At 69.2% G+C, this 5,782-nt stretch carries 6 protein-coding genes; 3 read left to right on the plus strand and 3 right to left on the minus strand.

Annotation, left to right across the window (positions count from 1 at the left end):
• Positions 1-1,507, plus strand: a 1,507-nt coding sequence (locus DM816_RS39735) for a tetratricopeptide repeat protein (protein ID WP_162908330.1), incomplete at its 5' end; no start/stop codon positions are given.
• A 97-nt stretch (positions 1,508-1,604) separates the two neighbouring features.
• On the plus strand, positions 1,605-2,117 hold the full coding sequence (locus tag DM816_RS39740; protein WP_117215631.1) for a hypothetical protein: 513 nt from the start codon (positions 1,605-1,607) through the stop codon (positions 2,115-2,117).
• 74 nt (positions 2,118-2,191) lie between these two features.
• Here the strand turns inward: DM816_RS39740 and DM816_RS39745 are convergent, their stop codons facing one another.
• Together DM816_RS39745 and DM816_RS39750 are read right to left on the minus strand one after the other, a co-directional pair.
• On the minus strand, positions 2,192-3,028 hold the full coding sequence (locus tag DM816_RS39745; RefSeq protein ID WP_117215632.1) for a peptidoglycan-binding protein: 837 nt from the start codon (positions 3,026-3,028) through the stop codon (positions 2,192-2,194).
• 673 nt (positions 3,029-3,701) lie between these two features.
• The gene (locus DM816_RS39750) at positions 3,702-3,923 is read right to left on the minus strand and encodes a hypothetical protein (protein ID WP_162908331.1); all 222 of its coding nucleotides are present in this window, start codon (positions 3,921-3,923) and stop codon (positions 3,702-3,704) included.
• A 123-nt stretch (positions 3,924-4,046) separates the two neighbouring features.
• On the opposite strand from DM816_RS39750, the gene DM816_RS39755 reads away from it, so the two are divergent.
• Complete coding sequence (locus DM816_RS39755; protein WP_117215634.1) at positions 4,047-4,517, plus strand: GNAT family N-acetyltransferase; 471 nt, start codon at positions 4,047-4,049, stop codon at positions 4,515-4,517.
• An 8-nt stretch (positions 4,518-4,525) separates the two neighbouring features.
• Here the strand turns inward: DM816_RS39755 and DM816_RS39760 are convergent.
• A partial coding sequence (locus DM816_RS39760; protein WP_162908332.1) for an ABC transporter permease occupies positions 4,526-5,782 on the minus strand: 1,257 nt, incomplete at its 5' end.

Consider the following 5,782-nt stretch of genomic DNA (forward strand, 5'->3'; position numbering starts at 1 on the left):
CCAGCGCATCGGCGCGGGGCGGGTCGCGGGCGACCCGGCGGCGGTGGCCGAAATCCTGCGGCGGTGCGCGGGGCTGCCGCTCGCGCTCGTCATCACGGCGGCGTGGGCCGCGATGAACGCGCACCTGCCACTGGCCGTGCTGGCCGAGCAGTTGCGCGGCGACCGGGACCGGCTCGACGCGCTGACCACCGGCGACCCGGGGACCGATCTGCGTGCGGTGTTCTCGTGGTCCTATCGCGCGCTCGCGCCCGAGGCTGCCCGGCTGTTCCGGCTGCTCGGCCTGCATCCCGGGCCGGAGATCACCGTGCCGGCGGCGGCGAGCCTCGCGGCGCTGACGCTTCCCGCGGCGCGCAACCGGCTGGCCGAGCTGGTGCGGGCCAACCTGGCGGCGGAGCCGACGCCCGGCAGGTACACGATGCATGATTTGGTGCGAACGTTCGCCTCCGAGATGGCCGCGGAGGTCGACCAGGGCCGATCGCGACGGGCGGCGGCGCGCCGCATGTTCGACCACTACCTGCACTCGGCCCATGCGGGCGACCGGCTGTCCAACCCGGCCCGGGACCCGCTCACGCTCGCACCCGCGGCCAATGGGGTGTCCCCCGAGTACCCATCAGACACAAAGGAAGCGCTCGCATGGTTCACGGCTGAACGGCCGGTGCTCGTCGCCCTCGTCGAGCAGGCCGCCTCCACCGGGATGGCGCAGCATGCGTGGCAGCTCGCCTGGTCGTTGTGGACGTTTCTCGACCTGCGCGGGCATTGGGACGACCTGGCCGCCACGCAGCGCATCGCCATCGCGGCGGCGCGGGAGACGGGCGACCGGCCTGCGCAGGCCGATGCGCACCGGATGCTGGCCCGTGCCTACACGCGGCGCTGGCGTAATGACGAGGCGCACGCCGAGCTCTTGCGGGCCTTGGAGTTGTATCGGGTCATCGGCAGCCGGGCCGGGCAGAGCCAGACGCATCTGAACCTGTCGCTGCTGCGCGAGCGGCAGGGCAGGATCGGTGAGGCGCTTGAGCACGCGCGGCAATCGCTGGACCTGTTCCGCAAGCTCGGCGACGGGCACGGGCAGGCGCGTGCGCTCAACGCCGCCGGCTGGTATCACGCGCTGCTCGGCGACCACACGCGCGCACTGAGCCACTGCCAGGAGGCGCTGGCGCGGCTGCGCGGGCTCGACGACCGGGTGGGCGAGGCGACCACTTTGGACAGTATCGGCTACGCGCGCATGCATCTCGGCGAGCACGAGCAGGCGCTCGCCGACTTCCAGCGGGCCATCGACCTGTACCGGGACCTGGGCGACCGGCACCTGGAGGCCTTCGTGCAGGTGCACATCGGGGACACGTACGAGGCGATCGGCGACGCACACGGTGCACGGGCGGCGTGGCGGGACGCACTGAGCATCCTCGACCACTTCGACCCGCCGGAGGCGGCGAAGGTGCGGGCCAAGCTGGCCCGCGCGGCATCGTTCAGTCGCGATCCAGTCGAGGTCCAGTCGACCCTGGCACGATGATGACTCGACCCGGCACCGTCACGCGAGAGGGGAAGCGGGACCCCTCAAACCGGGCCGCGAGGCGGCGCCTCCTCATGTCCTAACCGAGGAGACATGCATGCGATCCATCCTGAGGCGCGGTGTAACGAGGTCGTTCATCCTGTCGCTCGCCCTGCTGGCCACCCCACTGATCGTTCCCGCCACCCCGGCCCACGCGGCGTGGGCCGCGCCCGTGCCGCTGAACATGCAGATCATCGGGTACACGCCCGGGGGCGGGCAGCTCACGCTCGGCCGCGTCCAAGGCACGCTCCAGCTCGACGACGGTGGCAACGCGCTGCGCTATGACGTGCTCATGTGCCGCCAATCGAGCTACCAGCTGCCGTATATGACGATTGATGTCAACGTGTACTACGCGGGCGGGCGGCGGTACGCCACTCGCATCGGCAGCGTTTATCCAACCTACGGCTCTTGGTCGAGCGAGCAGCCGTGCTACGGCAACCGGGCCACGGTCAGTGCCGAGCTCAGCTACGCCGGATTCTCCAACGTGGAATTCATCGTCTACGGCAGCACCTTCGTCGGCCAGAGCCACACGATCTTCACCGAGGACGCGATTTACTACAACCCGTACTGATACCCCTCCCATGAAGACGAGATCACCGTGGCGGGTGAGGGGGGACCGTAGCCCGCCACGGTGATCTCGTGCGTTTACCCGCGGTTGTACTTCTCCCACCACGTGAAGGGGACACGATAGGCGGTCGGCGTGTCGTCGGCCGCGTGGTTGGCCAGGCCGTTGCGGCCGAAGTAGTAATCGTGGATCTGGTTGCGGGCCGGGCCCGACAGGTCGGGATCGGACACTGCCGCGGCATGGATGTGGTATGGCCAGTCGCCCTGCGACGGGTTGCGCAGCCACGCGGCGAACCCCACCGTGCGCAGGGCCTTCACCGTCTGCCAGCGCTGGGTCGTGGTCATGCTGGTGACCGAGATGTCCACCACGCCACCGCCGTCGTGCGTGCCCGCCGATGACGGGTTGGACGAGGTGTAGGAACCCTGCGAGAGCGTGAGGCTCCACGAGAGCATCGCGTCGGCGGCCGAGAGCATGTTGCGGGTGCGGGTGTTGACCCGCTTGCCTCCGTACGAGTCGGTGCGCGAGCCGGTGGACACGGGGCGTGTCACCGAAAACCGGCCCTCGCCCAGCCTCGTGAGCGAGGTCGGCCCGGGAATCCCGTTGGCATCCATTCCTGTGTACCCGAGGGACCGCTGCCATGCGGCATAGGCTGACACCGTTGACGTGCCGTAGTGCCCGTCCACCGAGCCGGCGGCGAGCAACCCTTTGGCCTGCAACGCCCGCTCGACCTCCAGCACATGCGTGCCCGCGCCGGGCGTGAGCCCGGTGTCGGGCTTGGGCGGATCGACCTGCGCGGCGAGCAACACCATCTCCATGTCCACCACCGGCAGCGCCGCCCTCGCAGGCCCACCACCCCACACGGTCTGCCCGCCCGCCGCCGCGGCCGTCGCGAGCACCCATCGCCTCGTGCGCCTCATCGCCGTACCTCCTCAAAAAGGTTTTGAGTAGAAGTCTCGACAGCGCACTACAAACGGCTTACAAAACAGCACCAAAGGACACGGGTGACGGGCCGCCCCTTTGGCCGAAAGTCGGCCGGACGCCCAACGCAGTCGAGCGCCCGGCCGGTTCCCCCTATGAAGAAACGGTGCTGCACATCCTCCTTGGTAAACTCGATGCGAACGTGCACGGGCGGCGCGAGCGAGCCTTCCCGCCGCCCAACCTCGGCCCCGTGGCGGGAGAATCACGGGGCCGAGGAGCCTTCAACAGGTCATGCAATCGCTTGTATGACCGCGCTCCTGAGCAGCATTCGCTCAGGCAGACTCCGTGTAGAATTGCGCGGCACGCGGAGCAATGGCGTCCACGGCGGCCGAGCCTGTAGCCGAACAGACCCGCACCGATCAACAGTGTCATTTCGATGAGCCACCGTGTTAGTTGCATTGGGTGTAAGTCAACCCCGTTCGGGCATTCGTCGGTATCCTTGTCACGTCACCGATCCGTTGAACGTGTTGAACCTCTGGGAGGCAGGCGCGATGGTGCGCAGGGCGAGGCCGCGTAATGACCGGTTCGCCAAGGCGATCGCCGAGGCAGGGTGGACCTACGATGCCTGCGCGACCGCGATTCGAGCGATTGCTTCGGAGAACGGGGTGCGGCTCACATCCTGCAACCGCTCACATGTCGGCCACTGGGCAGCCGGCGGGCGGTCAGCAGCTCCTCGATGCCCCGCTGGTGCTCGTCGGCCTGCATTCCGTGGTCGAGCTGGGCCATTTCGCGCACGATCGATGTGGTCAGCAGGGGGCGCACCCAGTCTCGTAGCGCCAGCTCCGCCGGCCGCAGGCCATCCAGCAGCCGTGCCAGCTCCGCCCCGGGCGGCATCAGCGGCACAACCCAGGCGCGAAGGTCCCCGCATGACGATCCACCGCTCGACCATACGACTGCGCCGGCTGTTGAACGAGTAGTATCGGTCCTCCCGTTCCGTGCAAAGGTGGAATTGAGAGCATGCAGCTTGACTTCAGGCGGCTCGGCGAGGTGGCGCCGGGCGACATTATCGCGCTGATGAACGACCCGCGTGTGCGCAAGCATATGCCGCTTGCCCGCGGCGAGTTCGGCCCGGCCGAGTGCGCGTCCTTTGTGGACGGCAAGGAGGCGCTGTGGCGCGAGCACGGTTACGGCCCGTGGGCGTTCTTCGTCGACGGCGAGTTCGCCGGGTGGGGTGGCATGCAGCCCGAGGGTGACGACGCCGATCTGGCCCTGATTTTGCGCCCCGAGTTCTGGGGCCACGGCCGCGAAGTCTACGAGGCCGTGCTCGCCCGCGCCTTCGACGAGTTCGGCTTCGCGTCGGTGACCGTGCTGCTGCCACCGACCCGCGGGCGGGCGCACGCCCTGGCGCGCCTCGGATTCGTCCCCGACGGCGAGACCGACGTGTGGGGAGAACGCTTCCTGCGCTTCAGGTTGCACGCCCGCCGCTAGGCGGTGGGTTATTCGGTGCGAAGTGCCGTCGCGGTACGGGTGCGCGCCGCCCATCCGGCGGGCAGGAGCGCACCGACGACCGCGATGACGAGGCCACCGAATCCGAAGAGCACCAGTTCCGCGGGCGCATAGATGTCCAGGACCGATGCGGGCAGGTTGAAGCCCGCGACCCGGCCCATCTCGGCCACGATCGTGCGCTGCAGGAACACTCCCACCGGCGCGCCGATGGCGCCGCCGATCAGCCCGGTGACGACCACCGAGGCGATGACCATCGCGATGGTCTGCCGGGGGGCCATGCCCAGTGCCTTGTGAACGCCGAGGTCGTGCACGCGTTCGCGGGTTTCCAGGACCACCATGTTCAACACGCCGAGCGCGGCCGCGGTGATCAGCATCAACGTCAGGATGGTCGTCAACGTGTTGATGATGATGAGGAACTCGTCCGCGTCCGTGTCGGCCACCTCCGCATGTGCCGCGACTCCCGCCGCCGTCAGGGCAGCGTTCAACTCTTTGACGTAGGCGCCCGGGTCGGTACCCGGCTTGAGCGTGATGTTGTAGATCTCGGCCCGCAGATCAGGCTGGGCGGGCGTGAGGGTCTCCAGGGCGGTGAGGATCTGCATGCCCCTGGACTCGATGTTGAACGTCTCGCCCACGATCCGCACGGTGATCTGCCTGCCCTCCTCCGTCAGCACGACGGTGTCCCCGATCCGGGTGTCGGTGGCCGTCAAAAACGGTTTGGCCACAACGATTTCGCCGGGGGCGGTGAACCACCTGCCGGAGAGCATCTCGTAGCCGTAGGCGGAATTGTCTCCGGTGAGCGCGATGGTGTCGACCGGTTCGGTGAGGCCCGCGACGCTCACGTCCGCCTCAGCAACGCCGCTGTAGCCACTGGTCCCGGCCTGTCCGGTGATCGCCTTGACGACGGTCGCGGGGTCGGGCGCCTCCGGCCTGCGCATGGGGCCTGGGCCCGGCCCACCCTGCGGCGGTGGGTCCAATTGCGGGCGTCCGGGATAGATGACCACGTCGCCGTGCCCCTCCCGGGCCTGGACCTCGGCCAGCGACGAGCCCAGCCCGACGGCGAAGGTCGCCGCGGCCGCGCCGAACGCGATCGCCGCGACGATCGTGGCCGACCGTACCGGCCGGGCGAATGGGTGGGCCAGGCCGAGGGTCACCGGCCGGGGCAGCGGTAGCCGCGCGGTCAGCCGCGACGCCCACTGGCCGCGCCCCGGCTTCGGTGTGCGCCCGACCGCCAGCACGTCAACCGTGCG

It is taken from the genome of Allorhizocola rhizosphaerae (genome assembly GCF_003426775.1).
In the GTDB taxonomy this organism is placed as follows: Bacteria; Actinomycetota; Actinomycetes; order Mycobacteriales; family Micromonosporaceae; genus Allorhizocola; species Allorhizocola rhizosphaerae.

Bases quoted from the DNA above. Each gene is read 5' to 3' on its own strand.
- DM816_RS39750 (WP_162908331.1), bottom strand. From the start codon at position 3,923: ATGCCGCCCGGGGCGGAGCTGGCACGGCTGCTGGATGGCCTGCGGCCG.
- DM816_RS39755 (WP_117215634.1), top strand. From the start codon at position 4,047: ATGCAGCTTGACTTCAGGCGGCTCGGCGAGGTGGCGCCGGGCGACATT.
- DM816_RS39740 (WP_117215631.1), top strand. From the start codon at position 1,605: ATGCGATCCATCCTGAGGCGCGGTGTAACGAGGTCGTTCATCCTGTCG.
- DM816_RS39745 (WP_117215632.1), bottom strand. From the start codon at position 3,028: ATGAGGCGCACGAGGCGATGGGTGCTCGCGACGGCCGCGGCGGCGGGC.